Origin of the sequence: Micromonospora sp. DT47 (assembly GCF_049844475.1) — a bacterium.
Lineage (GTDB): Bacteria > Actinomycetota > Actinomycetes > Mycobacteriales > Micromonosporaceae > Micromonospora.
Genome location: NZ_JBNCLC010000034.1, coordinates 1 through 19,893 on the forward strand (window position 1 = coordinate 1; position 19,893 = coordinate 19,893).

Genomic DNA, 19,893 nt, shown 5'->3' on the forward strand with positions numbered 1-19,893 from the left:
AGGGTGTGGGAGAGTAGGACGCCGCCGGACAATCTTCCAGTAGGCCCACCCCGAATCGGGGTGGGCCTACTGCGTTTCCCGGCCCGGAAGAGTGCCCAGGCCCGTTCGCCGAATCGCCCCGGCGCGTACCGCCGATGTCGGTACCGTCGGTGCGGGACAGAGGCGCGTCCCCCGACGTGATGGCGGAAAACGTGACGTGGTGTACGCCTTCCTCCGCAATCGGGGCGGACCGGCCGGGGTAACTGCTGACCGTACGACCGGAACTGACCGTCGGGACCGGCGGAGGCAGGAGTGGTCATGAAGATCGGAATAATCGGCTCGGGGCACGTTGGTGGGACCCTCACCCGGCGGCTGCGCACCTTGGACCACGACGTGACAGTCGCCAACTCGCGGGGCCCGCAGAGCCTCACCGACCTGGCGCAGGAGACCGGCGCGACCGCCGGCACCCTGGAGCAGGCGGTGCAGGACGCCGAACTGGTCGTGGTGGCGATCCCGCTGCTGGCCGTCCCGGCACTGCCGGCCGAGCTCTTCGACGGCAAGGTGGTCGTGGACGCCGACAACTACTACCCCCAGCGGGACGGCGACATCGCCGAACTGATGGACCGCAGCCTCAGCTCCAGCCGCTGGACCGCGGAGCACCTCAAGGGCGCGCGGGTGGTGAAGGCGTTCAACAACATCCAAGCGGCCCACCTGATGGAGAACGGTCGACCGGCCGGTGCGGGTGACCGCATCGCGCTGCCGGTGGCCGGCGACGACGCCGAGGCCAAGCAGCTGGTGATGCAGCTGGTCGACTCGCTGGGCTTCGACCCGGTCGACGCCGGCACCCTGGACGAGAGCTGGCGGCAGCAGCCGGACACCCCGATCTACGGCACCGACCGCGACGCGGACGGTGTACGCCAGGGGCTGGCCGAGGCGCGCCCCTGACGTCGTACGACAGGACGATGCCCCGCCGGCGACCAGCCCGGCGGGGCATCGTCGTGCCTGACCTCGAAGGGCGTCAGGCGGGGGGCTTCGGGCCGCAGATGAAGCGGGGCTCGGCGTCGTAGCGCCAGCTGAACTTCTCCCGCTTGATCACCTGGCCGTCCTTCGTGATGACCCGGTAGGCGTCCTGGGCGAAACCATCGGCGCCCGCGGCGGCGATGCAGTCGGGGCCGGGTTCCAGGTAGACGGTCTCCGGCTTGGTGATGTCCCGGCGAGGGCTGTACTCCGTCTTGACGCTGTCGTAGATCTTCGTGCTCCAGATCGACACGGTGATCGTGCTGGAGGTGTACGAGGTGTCGATCAGCACGCCGTGCTGGGTGTTGTTGCGGAACTTGAAGTCCAGAGCCGGGTAGTAGATCGTCGACTCGATCACCGCGGGGTACCGGCTGAAATAGAACGAGTGCGGCTTGTGCTCGACGTCCTGGAGCCCGGCGTAGTAGGTCGCGTTGAAGAGCGTCGTGGTGAACTGCGAGACACCGCCGCCGACCCCGGGAACGAGCTTGCCGTCGACGATCGTCGGCGCGTCCTGGTAGCCCTGGTCGTAGCCGCGGTCGCCTGTGTGGCCGTTGAGGGAGAACGTCTCACCCGGCTTCACGATCGTGCCGTCGACGGCCTTGGCGGCCTGGATGATGTTCTGGCTGCGCGGCGAGGCGAGCCCACCGGGGAACCGGGTGGTGAAGGTGGAGACCCGCTCCTTGATGCCCAGTTCGGCCAGCTTCGCCTCGGTCAGCTTCGGCTGGGCCGCCGTGAGCCGGCCGGTGACCGTACGCCCCTCCGCCTTCGGCAGCACCGCCAACAGGTCCCGGCCGAACGCGGCCGTGTCCAGTTGCTGGCCCGGGCTGCCCGGAACCACCTTCGGCTTGCCGCCCGCGATGGTCAGCCCGGCGTCCTTCGGCGCCGCCTCGATCGTCGCCAGCTTGTCGCCGAGGGCGGCGCGCAGCCGCTTGATGTCGATCCGGGGGGTCAGCTTGCCCGCCTCGTCGGCGGAGAACCGCAGCCCGCGGGCGATCGCGGCTGGCGGGATGGTGACCGAGCCCTTGTCGGTGGTGAGGGTGACCGGCGCCGCGACGGCCGGCTTCGCCAGCTCGGCGACGAGCCGGTCCACCTCCTCCCGGGAGGTCGCCGGGTTCTTCTCCACCAGCGGGACGGTCACTGGCTGCCCGCCCAGCCAGCCCTCGCGGACCACCTGCGCGGCGCGCTCCGGCTCCACCGACAGGCTCGGCTTCGGGTACACCGGCTTCGGGGTGGTCCCGGTGAAGATGATCGCTGGCATGGTCATCTCGCGGCCCTGCTTGCCGAGCACCGTGCGCAACACCGCGTCGAGCTTCGCCGCGTCCACGGTCACCACCGGCTCGACCGTCCGGGAACCGAAGAGCCGGCTCACCGGGTGCGCCTCCGCCTCGGCCGCCGCCGCCACGGTGGCGTCCACATCCACCGTCAGCCCCACGTCGGCGGGCTTGATCTCGGCCTTCTTGTCACCGATCTGCACGGTCAGCGGGGTGTTCAGGCTGCCGGCCCGCCGCTCCAGCTCGGCCCTCAGCTCCTGGGCGGCCTCCGTCCGGCTGCGGCCGCCCAGCTCGGCGCCGAGCACCGTCGTGCCGCGCGGAACGTCGCCGGCGTACGCGTACGCCCCGGCGCCAACTACGCCGGCCAGCACCACGGCGGCCAGCCCGCCGGCGAGCAGGGCGCGGGTGCGCTGCGACCACGAGCCCGGACCGCGGCCCGCCGGCTCCGGTGCGTCGTCGCCCGGCCAGCTCACCGCGGTGACCTGCACCGTGGGCCGGTCGTCGGAGACCTGTTTGTCGCCGTACAGGGTCACAGCCACCTCGATCGGGACGTACCACGTGGGGGCTGCGGCCCCCGGAGAGACACCTACGGTAGCCAACGCTCGGGCCGGATGACACCGTGCGGCCGGTCAACATCGCCACCGCGTGTCGACCCCCCCCGACCCCGGTCACCCGGCGTGCGCGCGGCCGTGGCACGGTGTCCCCGTGGATGGTCGGGTACTGGCGTACGGCGGAGGTTGGCTGGACCGGGCGGGGGCGCTGCGGACCGACCCGGAGTGGATCTCCGCACGGCGTGCCGACCAGACGAGCACGGTGCTGCCGCTCTGGCGCGACCACTGCCTCGTCGCCGCCGACCGGACGCCGGTGCGGCTGGCCGCTGGCGACGCCGCCGACCTGATCGCCGTCGCCGACCAGACCGTCTTCCTCGGCCTCGATGACGGGGCCGCGCTCTTCGCCGCCGACCTCTCCGGGCGCACCGAGGCGGAGGCGGTACGGCTGGCCGGCGCCGCCGCGGCGGTGGACGTCCGGAGCCTGGTGGGTCGGCTCGGCCCGGCCGAGGCGGCCGTGCAGGCGTACGCGCGGGGCATCCTGCACTGGCACCGGCAGCAGCGCTACTGCGGCGGCTGCGGCTCGGCCACCCTCCCCCGCGACGGCGGCCACGTACGCGCCTGTTCCGGGCCGGCCTGCGGCCGACTTCTGTTCCCCCGGATCGAACCGGCGATCATCGTGCTGGTGGAGGCGCCCGGGTCGCCGGACCGCTGCCTGCTGGCCCGGCACGCCGGGGCGCCCGAGGGTTCCTGGTCGACGCTCGCCGGGTTCGTCGAGGTCGGCGAGAGCCTGGAGGACGCGGTCCGGCGGGAGATGGCCGAGGAGGCGGGGGTGACCGTCGCCTCGCTGTCGTACCAGGGGTCGCAGGCGTGGCCGTTCCCGGCCGGCCTGATGGTCGGGTTCCGGGCCACCGCCGAATCGGAGGAGATCCGGGTGGACGGCGTAGAGCTGCTGGAGGCGCGCTGGTTCACCCGGGACGAGCTCCGCGAGCGGGTGGCCGAGGGGCGGCCGCTGGGCCGGCCCGACTCGATCGACCACCGCCTGCTCGGCCAGTGGCTGGCAGAGAGCTGAGGACCATCGCGAGAGAGGCGAATGCGGCGGCGGCGAGGGCGCTCCACATGATTCCCTCGAAAGTGTGCGGCGCGACGAAGACCGCCACGATGGCGAGGCCACCCGCCGCGGCCCACAGGGGCGCGGACGGCCGCCGGGCACCCGCCGCGATCTTCGCGTTGACGAGTACGAAGACCAGCGCGTACAGGGCGCCAGTGGCGGCGAAGAACGGGGCGTACTCGCCCAGCCGCGCGTAGTCCTCTCCGCCCGCCAAGCGGAACGCAAGCTCGCCGGCCATGGTCGACGCGACGACGAGTACGGCACCGCAGGCGCCGACGACGGCGAGCGCGGCTGTCCGCATGCGGCGGTCCCCGACGGCCAGGCGGGGCAGGGCCAGCACCGTGACCACCTGGGGCGCCCAGAGCGCACCCTTGGTGAGCACGGTCCCGACGGCGTACGCCCCGGACTCGGCGGGCGGCAGCAACTGCCGGGCCAGGAGCAGGTCGGCGTACGACACGGCGAGCATCGCCAGGGTCGCGCTGCTCGCGGTCATCACCTGCCGGGCCCCTAGGACGGAGGCGTATCCTGGCGCCGCCGGCCGGACCGGAGGGTGCGCGGTCGCCGCCACCCCGACCCGACGCTGCCAGGCCAGCCAGGCCAGCAGGGGCAGGGCGAGGTAGGCGACGACGACGCCGGTCAGCAGGGAGCCCAGGAGCCCGGCGCCGAGGGCGAGACCGGCGATCACCCCGCCGTACCGGCCGACGGCCAGCACGGTCATGCCGGTGGCGAGCCGCAGGAAGCGCTCGTCGCCCTGCAACTCGCCGAGCCAGCGGCCGGCCAGCACGACCGCCACGGTCATCGCCGCGAGCAGCGCCGCGACCTCGACCGACAGGCGCAGGGTCGGGATGATCACCGGCGCGGCCACGACGACGGCGCCGCCGGCGAGCGCGGCGGTGGCCACGGTGACCCGCGCGGTTGGAGTCCGGCCGTACCGCGCCCCGTGCACGGCGACCGCGATCTGAAGGCCCAACCCGGGCACGCCGGCGATGGCGCTCAGGGCAAGCACGGTGGCCAGCGTGCTCAGATCCCCGGCGCTCAGATGCCGGGCGCCCAGCACCGGTACCAGGTAGGCCAGGGCGTTGGTCAGCGTCGCGGCGACGGTGACGGCGACACCAGCGGTGCCGAGCCGCCGTGCCGCCGAGTCCCTCGTCGTGGTCTGTGTCATACCGCTCCGTGTCCGCCTGCCGTTACGCCGGCTGCCGTACGTCCGCAGCGGTCACTGTAATGAGCACGGCACAGCGGTGGTGTCCCGCCGGCCCGGCTCGCTCCCGGGCTCGCGATCGAGGCCAGGACCGATCTTCGTCCGGTCGGCCAGCGCGCGAATCCCGCGGACGCGCTAACGTCTCGCGTCATGGCGCCTTCGAACGGTCTGCTGACCGAGGTGAGTTCCGGGATCGCTTCCATGCTGCCCGAGCGGCTCGTCGCGGCCGCCATCCGGGGCGTGTATCCGCGCGTCGAGCCGGAGCTCGCCCGAATCGCGGACTTCGTGCCACTCGGTGGCACCGCGGTCGATGTCGGCGCGTGGTACGGACCGTGGACCCGGCGCCTCCGGAGGCGCGCCGAGCGGGTAGTCGCGGTGGAGCCCAACGCGCAGCTGGCTCGCTGCATCAAGGCCGCGTTCGGCGACGTGCGCGTGGTCGAGGCGGTCGCCTCGGACCATCCGGGAACCGCGGAGTTGTTCCTTCCCAAGGCGGGGCCGGCGGTGGGTACCTCGTCCCTGGAGTACGGCGACGGGCAGTCGATCACCGTGTCCCGAGTGACGATCGACGGTCTGGATCTCACCGACGTGCGGTTCATGAAGATCGACGTTGAGGGCCACGAGCTGCCGACGTTGCGGGGGGCGGCGGAGACGATCCGGCGGGACGGGCCGGTCCTGCTGGTCGAGGTCGAGGAGCGGATCCAGCCAGTCGAGCCGATCGTGGGGTTGCTCCAGGGCTGGGGCTACCGCGCCTACGTGCTCCCGCGGGACCACTGGGTGCCGCTGGCGGAGTTCGATCTCGTCGGACATCAGCGCACCACGATCGCCCGGGTACGCCAGAGCTTCGCCCGGCGGGTCATCGCACCTCGACCCCGCTACGTCAACTCCGTGCTGTTCCGGCACGATCGGCACTCGGCCTGAATACCGTTCACGCGGGCTGTCACGGTTCGGGGACCAGGCTGCCGAGCGTGATCTCGTTCGTGCAGAGCCTCACGGTGCGGTCGGTGATCGTCAGCTCGACCGTGTCGCCGCCGCCGCCCATGACTAGGAAAACCTGACGCACCCCCCCGCCGCGGACCTGGAACTCTCGCGTCGCGCCGCCGTGGCGAAGGACTGCCGGGGAATCACCGGTGCTGATGTAGGCGATCCGGACGGCCCGCTCCCATTCGTTGTTCAACGGCTTGGTCAGCGGCATCCGGACCGTCTGTCCGCCGTCGACACAGTGCCCCCAGACCCCCTCCGGGCCCGGTTCGATGGCGGTGCCCGCGACCCGCGCCAGGCGAATGTGGCCGGCCTCGTCGAACATCCACAGGGTTTCGGCCTCGGTGACGAACACCGGCTGCGGCTGGATCGGTCGGAAGAAGTGGGACTGCAGGTTGTAGGGCCGGGACAACGCTGCCACGACGCCTTCCGGGACCGGCTGATCGAAGAAGACCGTTCCCGGGGGCGCCTTGGAGAGCTCGGCCTGAGCCGTGTGCAGGTAGTCGCGGCCCTGTTTGACCGCCCAGTCGTCCGCGAACTGAGAGCCGCTCCACGCGGTGCCCGATGCGGCGGCCAGCGCGACAACCAGTGCCCCGACGAGGGCCCTACGGCCCCGCAGCGCCACCGGCCAGGTCCAGGACCGCGCCAGCGTCTCACCCGCCGGGTTGGCGAGACCGAGCAACGCGACGCCGATGCAGAGGGCGGCGACCACGACCACATCGCTGACGAGACGGGGCACCAAACCCATCACCGCGCTGAGACCCAGGCCGAGCCGCGTCGCCGCCAGCAGGGCCGCGACCAGCGCCAGGTATGCCGCGAGGAGCACCCAGGCCCGGATGGCGGAGCGGCGTAGCCGGACGGTGACCACGATCAGCGCCAGGAACACCGCCCCGGCCAGCCAGCGGGCGGACACATGCGGGGCCGCGGCCGCCGTGCCGTCGCTGGCGTCCATCCAGTGCCAGGGGCCGCCGAGGAGCCCGGGGAGCAGCGTGTATCCGATCAGATGGCCCACGAAGGTCAGTACCGCGTCGGCCGAGCGGGACTCAGGCAGCGGTGACTGGGCCCGGGACAGGTAGAGCCCGAGATAGGCCAGGGAGAGGACGGTCAGCACCACCCACGAAGGCCAGTATCGGCGGATCGTGCGAATGATGCTGCGGACCGGCCCGCCAGTGACGAACAGGCACGCGGTCAGCAGGAACACGAGCGGCACAATTAGCAGCGATTGTTCGGAGAAGAGCAGACCGAGGAGCACCGACAGGGCGACCGTCAACAGGTGGCGGATACGCCGGGTCCGCACGTACTTGACCTGGGCAGCGATCGCCAACACCATCGCCAACTGCATCGGCAGCAGGCGCAGTCCGGTGGTGACCATCGACGTCACCTCGAGGGTGAGCGGGCTGAACAGGAGCACGCACAGCGGGACGAGTAGGCCCCATCCCGGGCGGATCAACAGGCGGAGCAGGCGGTAGAAGGCGACGCTGAGCAGTGCCTGACCCGTGAGCAGCAGCAGCACGTATGGCCAGTAGGCGAGGCCCGTGGCGCGAGTGATCAGCCAGGCGGCGAGCAGCCCCGCCGGCATGAGGTGGTTGTTGAACTGGCTGAGCAGGAAATCGACGGTCAGCTCCGACCCGGCAGCGCGGGCCGCGAGAATGAAGTCGTCTTGCGCGAGGTATCCCCGCGAGGCGATCTGCGCCCGCCAGGCCAACCCGATCACGATGAGCAGGGCAGCGACAGCGCGGACGGGATCGGTTTGGACCCAGCCAACGATCCGCCCGACCCCGCCGGTCCCGGCATCCTCGGCCGCTGATTGAGGGGTCGCCGAATCGGCTGTCGCGGGTCCTGTCAGAGCCATGGCGCGAAGAGTGCCACAAGAGCGAGCGTGCCCCCATCGGATCAACGGGTCACGACTTGGGATCTCTTGGTCCAATCCCTCGTCGGGATCCTGCCGCGACGACACCGCCATTGCGACAGGGTGGCGGCCGCCGCCAAGCGTGGCGTGCACCGGTGCGCCTGCGACGAACGCGACCGGCGACCGCGACGGCAGCGGGCGCTTACCCGTCCGGGAGGATTGTCGTCCCCCGCGTTTCTGGCACCCTCGTTCAATCCGCGTACAGTGGCCGCGACCAGCGCGGCTCCATGCGCCAGGCAAGCGTAGTGAAGAGGTCGGACGGTGCGGGAACGGCTGATGCTGCACGGCGTCGCCGCAGCGGTCACCGTACTGGTGTTGGCGCCGCTGGCCCGCCCTGGGTACGTGCTCAGCTATGACATGGTGTTCGTGCCGCGGCAGGCGCTCGATTGGGAGCTGATCGCTCCGGCACAGGCGCTGCCGCGGGCGGTGCCGCAGGACGCGGTGGTGGCGCTCGCCACCCAGGTCGCACCGGGGTGGCTGGTGCAGCGGCTCGTGCTTGCGGTGATCATCTACGCGGCCGCCGTCGGCGCCGGCCGGCTGGTGCCGACCAGGCGCCTGTCGGTCAGGGTGGTGGCGGCAGTCGGGTACGCGTGGACGCCGTACCTGGCGGAGCGGCTGCTGCTGGGTCAATGGGGGCTGCTGCTGGCGTACGCCGCGCTGCCCTGGCTGGTGTCGGCCGCGTTAGGGGTGCACGCCGGGCGGCCGGGGGCGCTGCCCCGGCTGCTGCTGGCGGCCGCGGCGGCCGCGATCACCCCGACCGGCGGGGTGATCGCGCTCGTGGTCGCCGCCGCCCTGCTGCCTGGTCGGTACGTCAATGCGGCGCGGTCCAGCGCGGTCGGTCTCATTGCGATTGCCGCGTTCAACGCACCATGGCTCGTCGCGGCGCTCCTCACGGCGGCTGGCGGCCGGTCCGATGCAGCCGGGGTCGTCGCCTTCGCCGCACGCGCCGAGAACTGGGGCGGCTCACTTGTGGCCCTTCTCGGCACGGGCGGGATCTGGAACAGCCAGACCACGCCGGCGAGCCGCAGTTCACCATTGGTGCCGCTGGTGACCGCCGCGCTGCTGGTGATCGCAGCGGTGGGCGCCGTCGAGCTGTGGCGCCGTTGGCCGGCGGGCGTGGCGGCGCGACTGGGCCTGTTGGCCGTCGGTGGGCTCGCCGTGGCCGCGACCGGCGTCCTCCCAGGCGGCGCCGACGGGCTGGCCTTCCTGGTACGGCAGGTGCCGGGCGCGGGGCTGGTGCGCGACGGGCACAAGTTCCTCATCCCGTACGCGCTGGTGCTGGCGCTCGGGTTCGCGCTCGGCGCGGAGCGCCTGGCCGACCGGTTGACGCCGCGCCTCGGTGGAGTCGCCGCGCGGGTGCTGGTGGTGGTTCTGGCACTGCTTCCGGTCGCGCTGCTGCCGGATCTGGCCTTCGGCGGGGCCGGCCGGTTGCGGCCGGTGAGTTATCCGGCGGACTGGGACGCGGTTGCCCGGCACGTTGCCGACCGCCCGGGGGAGGTGCTCTCCCTGCCGTTTCACGAATACCAGAGCTACCGCTGGAACGCCGATCGAGTCGTGATCGACCCTGCGCCGCGCTACCTGCCCGCGCCGGTGCTGACCGACGACACGCTGCGGGTCGGTGACCTGGTCGTGGCCGGCGAGAACCCGCGAGCGGCGCGGGTCCGCGAACTGCTGGCCGCCGGTTCATCGGTGGCCGGAACCGGCGTCCGGTGGGTGCTGGTCCGGCACGAGCCGAACCTGCCCGTTACGCCGCAGACGCTGGCCGGACTCCAGCGTGTTCATAGCGGAGAACACCTGTCGTTGTACGAGAACCCGGGATGGTCGCCGGACCGCAGGCAAGGCCCGCTGTGGCCCGTTGCCGCGGCCCACCTGTTGGCAGCCGCAGCGGTTGTGGCGGCGGTTGTGGCGGCCGCATCTCGTGTCCTGCACCGTACCCCCGACCCGTGATACGGTCCCCGGCACGCCAGTCTCGCGGAAGGAGAGTGTGCATGAGGCATCTGCCCGCGTTTGTCGCCGTCGGGGTGCTCGGGGTCGTGCTCGGCCTTGTCGGGAGCTTCGGCTTGCGGGCGGCTTTGAGCCCGTCGGCAGAGCAGGTCTCCACGGACGTCGCCCGGCAGATCGATACGGCGCCCCCGCCGCTGTACGGCGCCCGCTGAGGTTTCCCAGCCTCCGTCGATGGGGCCACCGCCCTATCGGCGGATGCTCTGCCGGTCTGCCGCGCCGGGCGCTGTCGCGATCTCCGCAACCAGGTTGGCGAAACGAGCTCCGGCTGCTTCCCAGGTGAACTGGGCCGCGTGCGCGCGGGCCGCCTCTCCCATCGCCTTGCGCCGTACATCGTCGGCGAGGAGATTCCGCACCTGCAGGATGAACTCCTCCTCGTCGTCCGCGAGCATGCCGGTTTCGTCGTGCACCATCGCCTCCGCCACACCACCGGCGTTGCGGAAAGCCACGGTCGGGGTGGCCCGCGCGCCAGCCTCCACGATCGTCAGCCCCCACCCCTCCTTTATCGACGGGGTGAGCGCCAGCCAAGCGGAGCAGAGAACCGCATGCTTCTCCTCTTCGGTGATGAAACCGGCGAATCGGACGCGGTCCTGAATGTTCATTTCGACGGCGAGATCCTTTAACTTCGGCTCCCACCAGCCCTGCCCGGCAACGACCAGTTCCACGTCCGGCAGATCGGCGGCGAGCGCGGCGACTGTGCGCAGCGCGATTTCCACCCGCTTGTGTGGCACGAGCCGGCCAAGCACCAGCAGCGATGGGTGTGTGGTGCGCGGTGCGGGTCCAGCGACGACGTCGGGCGTGCCATTGGGGACGACAGCGATCCGGTCTGCGGCCACGCCGAGTCCGGATAATTCAGACTTGGTTGCTTCCGAGACGGTCACGTACCGGCAGCGCCGGTAGACCCGAACGGCCAGCTTCGACTCGATCCACCAGCCGATCCGGGCGACCCAGGGGCCGAACACCACCGGCCACTGCTCGCGGTGGACGTGGTGGACGAGGGCGAGCACCGGGCGGCCGGCGTAGAGCGGCGCGAAGAATGGCACGCCGTTGCAGACGTCGACAACCAGATCTGGCCGGCCGAGTCCGCGGTGCCCCAGCCGGCCCACGCCGAGCCGGCCAGCGAGGTAGGTGAGAGCCGCCCGCGCGTAGACCGTGTGCCGGCCGCCGCGGCGCAGGATCCGCGTGCCGTCCGGTGTCGTCTCTTCCGGCGGCGCGCCATCGTGGCCCGCGCACAGCACTGTGACGCGGTGGCCTATGCGGACCAGTTCTGCCGCGATCCGCTCGATGTAGACCTCAGAGCCGCCTCCCTCTGGGTTGCGGGTGTCCCGCCAGTTGAGGAACAGCACGTGGCGAAAGGGGCTATCGGGGGTGTCCACGCCGCTCCTACCTACTGGCGAGTAAGCTCTCACGATCGCGTCACCCTAGGGCTCCTTGACGTGCTGGCGCAACGGGTGGGTTCGACGCCCGCCGCCGGAACACCATTCGTGACCAGGGGTTTGCCCGTAGCGGAAAACCTTGGCAGGGTGTTCCTGGCGCGCGCGGGCTGCCCGGCCAATGCGCGTTTCGGGTCGCTCTTTTGAGACGCGGCAACGCCGGCATGCGGACAGAGCGCTCACGGGTCAGGAGGTGGCAGCCGATGGGACGCCATGACGTCGCACAGTGGTGGCGCTTTGCCGGCGGCTCGCCGCTGGTGCGGCGCCTCGCTGGCACGTCGCCGGTGGCGTTGCTGAGCGCGCTGTTGGTCGTCGTGCTCGTCGCGTGGGCGGGGGTGGCCTACCTCAACTCGCTCTCCAACGGGCCCAGCTGCGCCGAGCAAGTTCCGGTGCGCCTGGCTGTTGCGCCCGTGCTCGCCCCGGCGATCGAGCAGATTGCGAAGACGGCCGGGGATCGGCAGCCGTGCGTCTCGATCACGGTGGAGGCCCGCCGGTCGATCAGCGTAGCGGCGAACCTGGTAACTCCTGAGGCGGGGCAAGCCCCGGACGCCTGGCTGCCGGAGTCGACCTTCTGGCTGCGCCGGGCCCGTTCCACCGGGGCGTTCGAGGTACCGGAGCGGGGCACCTCGGTGGGCAGCTCGCCGGTTGTCCTCGCGCTGACCGAGCCGGTCGCCGACCGGCTCGGTTGGCCGGCCAAGCAGGTCAACTGGGCCGCGTTGGTCGGCCCCGATGCGCGCGACGTCGCGGTCGGCATTCCGGACCCGGCCGAGGATTCGGCCGGCGTCGCGGCCCTGCTAGGGATGCGGGCGCTGGCCGCCGGTGAGCCGGAACCCGCCGCCGCCGTCACCGCCGCGATGCGCCGGATCGCACCGAATACGCTCACCGTTACGGCCGACGCCGGTGCGGTGCTTCCCACCGGGGCTGGTGTGCCCGAGCGCGTCGATGCCTTCGCGACCACCGAGCAGGCCGTAATCCGGCACAACTCGCTGGCGCGCGCCAACAAGCTGGTCGCGGCGTACGCGGGCGACGGCGTGCCCACCCTGGATCTGCCGTACGTCGTGTTACCCGGCGCACGGGGTCCGGTCCGGGAGGCCGCGACCGGGTTCCTCGACGTGCTGCTCTCCCCGTCGGCTCGCGCCACCTTGGTCGCCCAGGGCTTCCGGACGGCCGGTGGATTCCCGCCAGAGGGCGTGCCCACCGACGGCCGGGTGCGGCTCGACGTGCGCGGTCCCGTCGCCATGCCGCCAGAGGAGACGCTGACAGAGCTGCTGAACGGCTGGAGCGGGGTGCGGCGCAGTGCGCGGATCCTGACCGTCCTCGATACTTCCGGATCGATGGCGGCACGGGTGCCGGACACCAACGAGACCCGGATGTCCGCCACCATCAAGGCCGCCCAGGATGGTGCCGGCCTGCTGCTCGACAGCAGCGAGATCGGGCTCTGGGTGTTCTCCACCCGTCTCGATGGCGACCTGGACTACCGGGAAGTCCTGTCCGTCGGACCGTTGCGGGAGCAGCGCGAGGAGCTGGTTGCCGGGCTCGGCGAGGTGCGGGTCAAGCCGAACGGCGGGACCGGTCTGTACGACACCGCTCTCGCGGCCTACCGCGAGGCCCGGCAGCACTGGACGCCGGGCCGGATCAATCTAGTGTTGATCATGACGGATGGACAGAACGAGGACGCCGACAGCATCGGCCGGGACCAACTGCTCGCCGAGCTGGCGAAGCTGCAGGACCCGCAGCGTCCGTTGCCGATTCTCTTCATCGGCCTCGGTAGCGGCGTCGACCGCGCTGAGCTGGAAGGGATTGCCGCCGCTACCCGCGGCAGGGTCTTCCTCACCAAGCAGCCCGGCGGCATCCGCAAGATCTTCTTCTCTGCGCTGGCCGGCCTGAGCTGCCTGCCCCCAGAATGCCGTCGATGACCGCGCCCGCGTACTCACTACTATCCGGCGCATGCCAGCCGAGGTGACCGCACCCAGAGATTCCGAGCGATCGCGCCTGCGGCTGCTCGGGGGGATCCGCGCGGTCGGGCGGGCAGCCGCTTCGCCAGGCACCACGCTCTCCCTGCTCGCACTGACCGTGCTGGCCTTCCTGCAGCGACCGGGCGAGGTCACCTTCGACACGAAGCTGGATCTTGCGGCCAACCCGATCGACTTCCTTGGCCGCGCGCTGCACCTCTGGAATCCCGAGGCCACCTCGGGCGAGTTGCAGAACCAGGCGTACGGCTACCTGTTTCCGATGGGTCCCTTCTTCGCCGTCGGCCAGCTGCTCGACGTGCCACCGTGGATCACCCAGCGGGTCTGGTGCGCGGCGCTGCTCTGTGGCGCCTTCCTCGGGGTGCTCCTGCTCGCCCGGGTTCTGCACATCGGGTCCGAACCGACGCGGTGCGCCGCCGCGCTCGGCTATGCGCTGGCGCCTCGGATGCTCACCGAGATCGGGCTGCTCTCGGCCGAAATGTTGGCCGTGGCGCTACTGCCGTGGGTGCTGCTGCCACTGGCGGCCGTGCGCCGGCTCGGGTCTCCCCGGCGCGCGGCCGCCCTGTCCGCGTTGGCAGTCCTATGCATGAGTGGCGTCAATGCGGCCCTCGTGGTGACCGCGCTGGTGTTGCCCGGACTGTGGCTGCTGACGCGGCGGTGGGATCGCGCGCATCTGCGGCTCGTGGCATGGTGGTGCGTCGCGGTCGTCGGCGTCACGCTCTGGTGGATCGTGCCACTGCTGCTGCTCGGCCAGTACAGCCCGCCCTTTCTCGACTTCATCGAGTCGTCTACCACGACGACGGGGGTGGCCTCGCTGTTCCAGGCGGTACGCGGAACGAACCAGTGGGTCGCCTTTGTGGTGCAGGGCGAGCCGTGGTGGCCCGCAGGCTGGCTGTTGGTCGACAACCCGATTCTGATGGCCTTGACCGCGCTGGTGGCGGCGGTCGGCCTGGCCGGGTTCGCTTGCCGCGGTCTGCCGGAGCGCCAATTCCTCGTGCTCGGCTTCCTGGCCGGGCTGGCCCTGATGACCATCGGGTACGTGGGCAGCCTCGACAGCCCGCTGTCCGGCTCCGCTCGGGAGCTGCTGGACGGCCCGCTCGCACCGCTTCGCAACGTACACAAGTTCGAGCCGGTGTTGCGCCTGCCGATCATGCTCGGCCTTGCCCATGCGGTGGCGGTGGGCGTCGGTCTATTCCGGCACAGCAGTCTCATCAGCCGCTGGTGTGCCGGCTGGTTGAGCCGCCTGTCCCCACTGCGTCTCGGGGGCCTTCGGCGCGTGACCGACTCCGACGTTCCCCGGCAGTGGCTGGCGGTCGTACCCGTCCTTCTGCTTATTGCCGGCGCCGCTGCTCCCGCGTGGTTGGGCCAGCTCCGGCTCGGTCCGGGCTGGACCGACCTGCCGGCGCACTGGCGGCAGGCGGCGTCCTGGCTGGCCGCCCACGATCCGGCGGCGCGGACCCTGGTCGTCCCGGCCTCGGGCTTCGGCCAGTACACCTGGGGCCGGACGGTCGACGAGCCGATCCAGGCGCTCGCGGAGGCGCCGTGGGCGCTGCGTCACCAGGTACCGCTGGGTTCGGCGGGCAACACCCGCGTCATGGACACGGTCGAGGCGGTGCTCGCGCAAGGCCGAGGCTCACCCAGTCTCGCCGACTTCCTCGCCCGGGCCGGCTACCGACACCTGCTGGTGCGGCACGACATCGATCGCACTCAGGTGGAGGCGCCGCCGGTGGCCGTGCTGCGTCGCGCGCTGGCCAACTCGCCCGGCCTGGTGCCGGTGGCGTCGTTCGGCCCGGCCGTGCGCATGGACGACCAGCAGAGCAGCCCGGTCGACGCGGGCGCTCGCCCGGTGCCCGCAATTGAGGTGTACGAGGTCCAGCGGCCGGTGCCGCCGGCTACCGCCGTGCTCACCGGCGACGTAGCCACTGTCAGCGGCGGCCCCGAATCCCTGTTGCCACTGCTCGAACAGGGCCTGTTGGAACGCGACCGGCCGACGGTCCTCGCCGGGGACCGTCCCAGGCAAGGTGCCAACCAATGGATCGTGACCGACGGACTGCGCCGTCGGGAGCGCAACGTCGGTCGGGTCCGCGACAATCTGAGCCAGACTCTCACCGCGGACGAAGCCGCGCGACAGCGACGGGTCGCGCTGGATGTCGTGCCGTTCCCTGGGGCTGAACACCAGACCGTGGCCGCGTACCAGGGGATCCGGACGGTGACGGCTTCGACGGCCGCCAGCTTCGCCGACAACTTCGTCGCCGCCGAACCCTCCTACCTGCCGTTCGCGGCCATCGACGGCGACCCAGCCACGGCCTGGCGCTCGGCGCCGTTGACCGGGCCGGTCGGCCAGTGGCTCGAGGTCGCCCTGGACACGCCGCGTCAGGTCAACGAGGTCCGGTTGGCCTTCGTCAACGATCTGGGCGTCGGCTGGCCGGTGACGCGGTTCCTCATCACCACCGACCAGGGTTCCGTGGAACACGAGGTGGCGCCGAGCAGCGGCAACCACGCCTACTCCACCTTGCCGGGCGTCACGACGAAGGTACGAGTGACCGTGCTGGGGGTGGCCGGCGGGCGCACCAATGGCGGCCTTGGCATCGGGGAACTCTCCGTGCCAGATATGGCGCCTCGCCGAGCGCTGCGGGTCCCCGCGGATGTGCCGAACTATGCCGGTCCGCCGCCGGCCTACTCTTTCAGCCGTGGGCCCGCCACGCGCGCCGCCTGCGTCGCCGATGTCGGATCGAACGCGTATGACGGCGGGGTGGTTCCCGACGCGAGCCGGGCCGCCGCACCCGTCCGGTGCGACCGGTTCCTGGCCCGGGTGGGCGAGGAGCCGCTGGGCATCGATCGGCTCTTCCGCACGCCGACCGCGGCCAGCTATCAGGTGCACCTCACTGCCGTGGCGCGGCCTGGTGGCCAGGTGCCCTTGGCCGGCAGCGCGCAGGCCGCCAGGGTGTCGGCGTCGGCATCGTCGAACCTGGCCGGCGATCCGGCGGTGGCCGCCTACGCCGCGGTGGACTCGGATCCGACCACGGCATGGGTCGCCGAAACGACCGACCCGCGACCGACGCTCAGCCTGTCGTGGAGCACACCCCGGCGCATCGGCGAGCTGCGGATCCGGGCCGCGGACGAGCCGGTCGCCTCGGTGCCCCGGGTCGTCGAGCTGAGTACCCCGAGGGGTAGCCAGGTGGTCCGGCTCGGGTCGGACGGCCTGGCGCGGTTCACCCCGGTCCGGACCGACCGGATCGAGATTTCCGTCCGCGACGTCGACCTGCGGGTGGCGGACCGCCGGGGCGGCTGGCCCGCACCCGCCGGGATCGCCGAGATCGAGGTGCCGGCGCTGGCGGACCTGATCAGGCCGGTACCGCCGCAGACCCCGATCTCGGTCGCGTGCGGCGCCGGCCCGGCCGTCGAGATCGACGGGGTCCGCTACGACACGTCGGTCGCCGGTACGCTCGCCGACATCACCGCGGGGCGGGCGCTGCCGGTCACGCTCTGCGATGGCATCGCCGCCGACGGGGTGGACCTACCGCACGGCGAGCATCGCCTGCGTACGACGAGGTCGGAGTCGTTCGTCGCGCAGGACGCCTGGCTCACGCCCAAAGGCGCGACCCGCGCGGCGCCTCGCCACCGCGACGTGCAGGTGGTGGACTGGGCTGCGACCGACCGGACGGTGCGTGTCGGGGCGGGCGGCGAGGCGCTCCTGGTGGTGCCCGAGAACATGAACGCCGGCTGGCGCGCCACTCTCAATGGTCGAGTCCTGCCGACCACGCGGGTCGACGGCTGGCAGCAGGCGTGGGTGGTGCCAGCTGGCGAAACTGCCGAGGTGCGGCTGACATTCGTACCGGACACGGCGTACCGTGGCGGCCTGACGGCGGGGGCACTGACCGCACTCGCCGTGGTTTGCCTGGCCGTCTGGCCGGTCCGCCGGCGGCCGCCGGTCGGGCCACCCGGCGGTCAGGCCACCGGCTGGTGGATAGCTGCGGCACTTATCGGGCTGATAGTCGCCCTGGGCGGCGTGCTGGCGATGGTCATCGTCATCGCCGCGATGCTGCTGCGTCAGTTTCTGCCCCGGGCGCTCCCGGCCATCACCCTTGCCGCGATGGCCGCGGCAACCGCGGGCGCCGTGGCCGGGCGGGTGCTGGGCCACGGCCAGGGATGGGCGTACGGACCATGGGTGCAGGCAGCGATGCTGGTGGCGGTGGGCGCAGTCGTCGCGTCGGCCATTCCTGTGCCGGGCCGGCGGGAAGCCGATTCAAAGATCTCGACGGTGATCGCACAAGACGAGGACGGGACGATGCCGGTATGAGCGAAAATCGACGCGAAGGGGTCGGCTCACTGGTGCCCAACGGGCCGCGACCCGTCACCTTCGACCGGGCCGGCGCCCGCAGTTTTGCGACCCTGCGCAGGTCGGTGACCCTGTTCCGCGGGTTCCTGCGTGAGCAGCCCGACCCCGACTACTTCTACCGTCTGCTGGCCGACGATTCGGTACGCCAGGTCGGCGGCTACGCCGATCTGGCGGAGAAGGTCGTGTTGGACGTCGGCGGCGGGCCCGGCTACTTCGCGGCGGCCTTCCGGGCCGCCGGTGCCCGCTACGTCGGCCTGGACCCCGAAGTCGGGGACTTCTCCGCCAGCGGGCAGCTGGTCCCGGGAATGGTACGGGGCAGCGGCACGGCGCTGCCGATCGGCTCGTCCACAGTGGATATCTGTTTCTCCTCGAACGTACTCGAGCACGTAGCGCAACCCACCCGGATGCTCGACGAGATGGTCCGGGTCACCAAGCCTGGCGGCGTTCTGTTCGTCTCGTTCACCCCGTGGCTGTCTCCGTGGGGCGGTCACGAGACGGCGCCCTGGCATTATCTGGGCGGCGAGCGCGCCCGGCGGCGGTACCTGCGGCGTACCGGCAGGGAGCCGAAGAACCGGTACGGGCAGAGTTTGTTCCCCGCCTCGATTGGCGACGCCATCCGGTGGGCGCGGGCGCGCCAGGCGGCGGTCGCGCTGGTCGACGCCCTGCCCAGGTACCACCCGTGGTGGGCCCAGTGGATCGTGCGGGTGCCGGGTGTCCGAGAGGTTGGCTCGTGGAACTTCGTCATGGTCTTGCGCAAGGCTCGGCCCGGATCGACCAACGTGGAGAAAGTCCGGCTGACTGGGGGTCGCGAGCAATGTGACCAGGTAGTAACCTCGCGGCCGTATGACTGATCGAACCTGACGAAATTCAAGTCCTCTTGGGGAGGAAACATGAAGCACCGCGCCATCGGTACCGTGCTGTTTGGCCTCGGTGCCCTGCTCCTGGTGTTCGCCGCCGGCCTGGCCTTCGTCGTCGCGCCCGCTGTGACGAAGCTTCCGTACGACCTTGAGCGGTCGGTTTCGGTGGTGGAGGCGCCGGGGGCGCGTTTCCTCCAGATCAAGAAAATCGGCGACAACGTCGAGATCAAGACCCACCAGGCCACCCTGCGCTCGACCGTCGCGGTTCAGCCAAACGCGAAGGCGACGGCGGACCTGACCGGGGACCTTGACTCGACTGCCGTGGTGTGGACGGTCGGCCAGACCGTCGAACGCACCGACCTCAAGGAACAGGTCAGCGCGTACGCAGCCGAGCTGGCCATCGACCGGGTCTCCGGCGAGGGGTTGTTCTGGAACGGCCAGTGGCTCGATGAGGCCGAGGAGCGGGCGGCCGTGCTGTTTGAAGGCCAGGTTTACAAGTTCCCCTTCAACACTGAGAAGAAGGAATATCGGATCTACGACCGGGATGTGCGCAAGGCGCTACCCGCCCGCTATATCGGCACCGAGACGGTCGACGGAGTCGAGGTCTATCGATTCGAGCAGGTCATCGACGACCAGGAGCTCCGGATGGACGACGGGCGGGTGGCGGCGCTGCTGGGAAGCTTCGCCCCGGGCGCGACCGAGGGGAAGGTCGTCTACAGCAACACACGTACCGTCTGGGTGGAGCCGCTGACCGGGTCGTACCTCAAGGTGCAGGAAGTCCAGCGCAAGGCGCTCGTGCCCAATTCCGGACTGGGGACGGTCCTGCTGGACGCCACGTTCGACAGCACCCCGGAAACGGTGGCCGCGGCCGTCGAACGCGCGCGGGAAAGCCGGCAGCAACTGCAAACCGTCAGGCTGTACGGACCGATCACGCTGACCATCCTCGGCGTTGCTTCCATCATTGGTGGTCTGCTGGTGGCGCGCCGCCGGGCGGATCCGTCGCCGTCGCCGCGGCACAGTTCCGGAGACGACTCGATGGAGGGACGCGGCGGTCCGCTCACCGACGAGCTGCCGCCAGCGTCGCAAAACTGGCGGTCAGACGACACGACCGCGCCGATCCAGCGTTCCGCGCCCGACGAGGCAGAACGACGCTGACGCGACGAGACGGGGGTGAGCGGCCGAGAGACCGGCCCCTCACCCCCGTCTCGCGTCGTTGCGGGCATGTAGCGAGATCCCGCTGCCGACCTTGTACGACGGCGCCTGCCCCGGCCGGTGCCAT

13 protein-coding genes are annotated in these 19,893 nt (G+C 71.3%); 9 read left to right on the top strand and 4 right to left on the bottom strand.

Translation table 11 applies throughout. From position 1 onward, the window contains the following. Positions 1–297: 297 nt before the first annotated feature. Positions 298–924: an NADPH-dependent F420 reductase gene (locus tag ACLQ2U_RS30020; RefSeq protein WP_425754265.1), complete on the top strand. Its 627-nt coding sequence runs from the start codon at positions 298–300 to the stop codon at positions 922–924. 73 nt (positions 925–997) lie between these two features. On the opposite strand, the gene ACLQ2U_RS30025 is transcribed toward ACLQ2U_RS30020, so the two are convergent. Then, positions 998–2,806 (bottom strand): VanW family protein, encoded by a 1,809-nt coding sequence (locus ACLQ2U_RS30025; RefSeq protein ID WP_425754266.1) that lies wholly within the window; start codon positions 2,804–2,806, stop codon positions 998–1,000. Between the two features lie 166 nt (positions 2,807–2,972). Here ACLQ2U_RS30025 and nudC point away from each other — a divergent pair, with 166 nt between their 5' ends. After that, the gene (gene nudC / locus ACLQ2U_RS30030) at positions 2,973–3,887 is read left to right on the top strand and encodes an NAD(+) diphosphatase (protein WP_425754267.1); all 915 of its coding nucleotides are present in this window, start codon (positions 2,973–2,975) and stop codon (positions 3,885–3,887) included. On the opposite strand, the gene ACLQ2U_RS30035 is transcribed toward nudC, so the two are convergent. Beyond that, a complete protein-coding gene (locus ACLQ2U_RS30035) occupies positions 3,784–5,091 on the bottom strand; it encodes a polysaccharide biosynthesis protein (protein WP_425754268.1) in 1,308 nt (435 codons plus the stop codon). The two genes, nudC and ACLQ2U_RS30035, sit on opposite strands and share 104 nt — an antisense overlap. A gap of 186 nt (positions 5,092–5,277) precedes the next feature. Between ACLQ2U_RS30035 and ACLQ2U_RS30040 the strand changes: the two genes are divergently transcribed. Beyond that, positions 5,278–6,045, top strand: a complete 768-nt coding sequence (locus ACLQ2U_RS30040) for an FkbM family methyltransferase (RefSeq protein WP_425754269.1) — start codon at positions 5,278–5,280, stop codon at positions 6,043–6,045. A gap of 19 nt (positions 6,046–6,064) precedes the next feature. Here ACLQ2U_RS30040 and ACLQ2U_RS30045 read toward each other — a convergent pair whose 3' ends face one another. Continuing rightward, the gene (locus tag ACLQ2U_RS30045; RefSeq protein ID WP_425754270.1) at positions 6,065–8,068 is read right to left on the bottom strand and encodes a hypothetical protein; all 2,004 of its coding nucleotides are present in this window, start codon (positions 8,066–8,068) and stop codon (positions 6,065–6,067) included. Between the two features lie 222 nt (positions 8,069–8,290). On the opposite strand from ACLQ2U_RS30045, the gene ACLQ2U_RS30050 reads away from it, so the two are divergent. Together ACLQ2U_RS30050 and ACLQ2U_RS30055 are read left to right on the top strand one after the other, a co-directional pair. Then, positions 8,291–9,961: a hypothetical protein gene (locus ACLQ2U_RS30050; RefSeq protein WP_425754296.1), complete on the top strand. Its 1,671-nt coding sequence runs from the start codon at positions 8,291–8,293 to the stop codon at positions 9,959–9,961. A gap of 41 nt (positions 9,962–10,002) precedes the next feature. After that, on the top strand, positions 10,003–10,170 hold the full coding sequence (locus ACLQ2U_RS30055) for a hypothetical protein (protein WP_425754271.1): 168 nt from the start codon (positions 10,003–10,005) through the stop codon (positions 10,168–10,170). 33 nt (positions 10,171–10,203) lie between these two features. Here ACLQ2U_RS30055 and ACLQ2U_RS30060 read toward each other — a convergent pair whose 3' ends face one another. Beyond that, positions 10,204–11,391, bottom strand: coding sequence for a glycosyltransferase family 4 protein (locus ACLQ2U_RS30060; protein ID WP_425754272.1), 1,188 nt, complete (start codon positions 11,389–11,391; stop codon positions 10,204–10,206). Positions 11,392–11,651: 260 nt separating this feature from the next. On the opposite strand from ACLQ2U_RS30060, the gene ACLQ2U_RS30065 reads away from it, so the two are divergent. The 4 genes from ACLQ2U_RS30065 to ACLQ2U_RS30080 are packed head-to-tail and all read left to right on the top strand — an operon-like array spanning position 11,652 to position 19,769. Continuing rightward, entirely contained in the window at positions 11,652–13,364 is a 1,713-nt protein-coding gene (locus tag ACLQ2U_RS30065; protein WP_425754273.1) for a substrate-binding and VWA domain-containing protein, read from the top strand. Between the two features lie 31 nt (positions 13,365–13,395). Further along, positions 13,396–17,718, top strand: coding sequence for an alpha-(1->3)-arabinofuranosyltransferase domain-containing protein (locus tag ACLQ2U_RS30070; protein ID WP_425754274.1), 4,323 nt, complete (start codon positions 13,396–13,398; stop codon positions 17,716–17,718). Next, positions 17,715–18,608: a class I SAM-dependent methyltransferase gene (locus tag ACLQ2U_RS30075; protein ID WP_425754275.1), complete on the top strand. Its 894-nt coding sequence runs from the start codon at positions 17,715–17,717 to the stop codon at positions 18,606–18,608. The genes ACLQ2U_RS30070 and ACLQ2U_RS30075 overlap by 4 nt, the downstream gene beginning before the upstream one ends. 39 nt (positions 18,609–18,647) lie before the next feature. Then, complete coding sequence (locus ACLQ2U_RS30080; RefSeq protein ID WP_425754276.1) at positions 18,648–19,769, top strand: DUF3068 domain-containing protein; 1,122 nt, start codon at positions 18,648–18,650, stop codon at positions 19,767–19,769. The last annotated feature ends 124 nt before the right edge of the window (positions 19,770–19,893 follow it).

Excerpts from the sequence above, each read along its gene's own strand:
- ACLQ2U_RS30050 (WP_425754296.1), top strand. The coding sequence starts at position 8,291 with ATGCTGCACGGCGTCGCCGCAGCGGTCACCGTACTGGTGTTGGCGCCG.
- ACLQ2U_RS30070 (WP_425754274.1), top strand. The coding sequence starts at position 13,396 with ATGCCAGCCGAGGTGACCGCACCCAGAGATTCCGAGCGATCGCGCCTG.
- ACLQ2U_RS30020 (WP_425754265.1), top strand. The coding sequence starts at position 298 with ATGAAGATCGGAATAATCGGCTCGGGGCACGTTGGTGGGACCCTCACC.
- ACLQ2U_RS30065 (WP_425754273.1), top strand. The coding sequence starts at position 11,652 with ATGGGACGCCATGACGTCGCACAGTGGTGGCGCTTTGCCGGCGGCTCG.
- ACLQ2U_RS30045 (WP_425754270.1), bottom strand. The coding sequence starts at position 8,068 with ATGGCGGTGTCGTCGCGGCAGGATCCCGACGAGGGATTGGACCAAGAG.
- ACLQ2U_RS30075 (WP_425754275.1), top strand. The coding sequence starts at position 17,715 with ATGAGCGAAAATCGACGCGAAGGGGTCGGCTCACTGGTGCCCAACGGG.
- ACLQ2U_RS30080 (WP_425754276.1), top strand. The coding sequence starts at position 18,648 with ATGAAGCACCGCGCCATCGGTACCGTGCTGTTTGGCCTCGGTGCCCTG.
- ACLQ2U_RS30035 (WP_425754268.1), bottom strand. The coding sequence starts at position 5,091 with ATGACACAGACCACGACGAGGGACTCGGCGGCACGGCGGCTCGGCACC.
- ACLQ2U_RS30040 (WP_425754269.1), top strand. The coding sequence starts at position 5,278 with ATGGCGCCTTCGAACGGTCTGCTGACCGAGGTGAGTTCCGGGATCGCT.
- ACLQ2U_RS30055 (WP_425754271.1), top strand. The coding sequence starts at position 10,003 with ATGAGGCATCTGCCCGCGTTTGTCGCCGTCGGGGTGCTCGGGGTCGTG.